Origin of the sequence: Kitasatospora sp. NPDC059571 (assembly GCF_042735675.1) — a bacterium.
Taxonomy (GTDB): Bacteria; Actinomycetota; Actinomycetes; order Streptomycetales; family Streptomycetaceae; genus Kitasatospora.
In genome coordinates this window covers 4,660-6,536 of record NZ_JBHWBW010000178.1, presented here as the reverse complement: position 1 = coordinate 6,536, position 1,877 = coordinate 4,660, and the positions used below count along the sequence as shown (strand labels likewise).

Sequence of the window (1,877 nt, the reverse complement as noted above, 5' to 3'; positions counted from 1 at the left end):
CGTAAAACCACCACGACGACCCCCGCGCGGACCGCACCATCGACTCGTTCTCCGGGGAGCCGGCCGCCCCGCCCGCCGCGGAGTGACCCGCGGCGGCCCGTCCGTGGTGTCGCACCGCGGGCCGGCCGCCCCGCCGGGGCAGGCTGGGAGGGTGATGTCCGGATGACGGGCGGCGTGCGCGAGGCCGCCGGAACGGTCTGGCGGCGCGGACGGGAGATCGAGCTCCTGCACCGGTCGATGGCGTTCGCCGCGCTCTGCTTCGTCACGCTGATCCCGCTGCTGGTGGTCATCGCCGCGGCGTCGCCGACCCGGGGGAGCGGCATCGCCGACTGGATCGTCGACGGGCTGGGGCTCTCCGGGCGCTCGGCCGAGGCCGTGGACGGGCTCTTCGCCTCCCGGCGCGAGGTGCTGACCACCACCACCGCGCTGAGCCTCGCGGCGCTGGCCGTGTTCGGCGTCTCCCTGATGGGCGCGGTGCAGAACGCCTACGAGCGGATCTGGCTCCAGACCCCGGGCACCTGGCACGCCGCCTGGCGGCAGGTCGTCGGGCTGGGCGGCCTGATCGCCTACGTGCTGGCCGCCGCCTGGAGCGGGGTGCCCTGGCACGGCTCGGTGGTCCAGCCCGCCCTGCGGGTGACGGTCACCGTGGTCGCGGGGGTGCTGCTCTTCTGGTGGCTGCCGTGGCTGCTGCTCGGCGGCCGGGTGCCCCGGGACACCCTGCTGCCCGGCGCGCTCGCCACCGTGGCCGCCCTGGCCGGGCTGCGGGTCTTCTCCCGGCTGGTCCTCGCACCGCTGATCGTCTCCAACGCGGTGTCCTACGGGGTGATCGGCACGGTGCTGGTCGTCCAGTCGTGGCTGATCGGCGTCGGCTACTGCGTGTACGGCGGGGCGCTGGCCGGGCAGGCGCTGCACGGGCTGGGCCGGGTGCCGCGGCGGCGCGGCCCGCGGTGAGGCCGGCCGCGCTCACCAGCCGGCGGTGCCCCGGCCGCCCTTGAACGGCCCGCGGATCTCCGAGGTGATCCACCCGCCGTAGAAGTCGCCCTCCTGCGGGACGACCGCCTCGCCGTCCACCGTGCAGCGGGTCACCCGCGAGGGGTAGAACGCCACCATGTCCCGGATCGCCGCGAAGCCCGCGGACGGCTCCGGGTAGCTCCAGGCCGCGTCGGCGCTGCGCTCGGCACCGACGACCAGGTCCCAGTACACGGCCGTGCCCTTCCACTCGCACCAGGTGCGCCGCCGGGACGGCACCAGCACCCCCGCGAGGACCGCGGTGGACGGCAGGTAGAACACCGGTGGATGGCTGGTCTCCAGCACCCGGACCGCCCCGGTGCTCACCGCGACCGTGCGGCCGCCGAACTCCACAGTGATCCGCCGGCCGTCCGCCTCCACCCGCGGCGGGCGGGGGTAGTCCCACACCGACTCCGTACCGCGCTGCACGCTCCGCATCGCCCTGCCCTCCACCGTCGCCCCGTACCCGTGGTTCGGAGCCGCGGCCGCCGTGGACGGGTCCCTTCCTCGTCCGGCCGGGTGACGTGCGGCGATGTGCCGCCCGGCGGCCGGAAGGGCTCCCCGGCGAGCCGCCCGCCGGGCCGTACGCTCGCCGCAGACCGCCCCCGGCCGCCGTCCCCGGGCCGCCGGGCGCTGCCCCGTCCACCCGTGAGAGGAACACCCGCGTGCGACTGCCGGCCCCTGTGAGATCCCTGCTCCCCGCGCTCTGCGCGGCCCTCGTCCTCCCGGTCGCCGGGGTGGCGGCCCGGGGGCGGGGGGGGGGGGGGGGCCGGGGGCGGGGGGGGGGGGGGGGCGGCGCGGGGGGGGGGGGGGGGGGTGTGAACCCCCGGCGGGGGCCCCCCCAAACGCCGGCGGCGGGGGGCGCCCGC

2 protein-coding genes are annotated in these 1,877 nt (G+C 77.8%); one reads left to right on the top strand and one right to left on the bottom strand.

The window, feature by feature from the left end; genetic code table 11:
* Nucleotides 1-162: 162 nt before the first annotated feature.
* On the top strand, nucleotides 163-951 hold the full coding sequence (locus tag ACFV0G_RS20460) for a ribonuclease BN (RefSeq protein WP_380549484.1): 789 nt from the start codon (nucleotides 163-165) through the stop codon (nucleotides 949-951).
* A 12-nt stretch (nucleotides 952-963) separates the two neighbouring features.
* On the opposite strand, the gene ACFV0G_RS20455 is transcribed toward ACFV0G_RS20460, so the two are convergent.
* The gene (locus tag ACFV0G_RS20455; RefSeq protein ID WP_380549481.1) at nucleotides 964-1,446 is read right to left on the bottom strand and encodes a DUF427 domain-containing protein; all 483 of its coding nucleotides are present in this window, start codon (nucleotides 1,444-1,446) and stop codon (nucleotides 964-966) included.
* Nucleotides 1,447-1,877 lie beyond the last annotated feature (431 nt).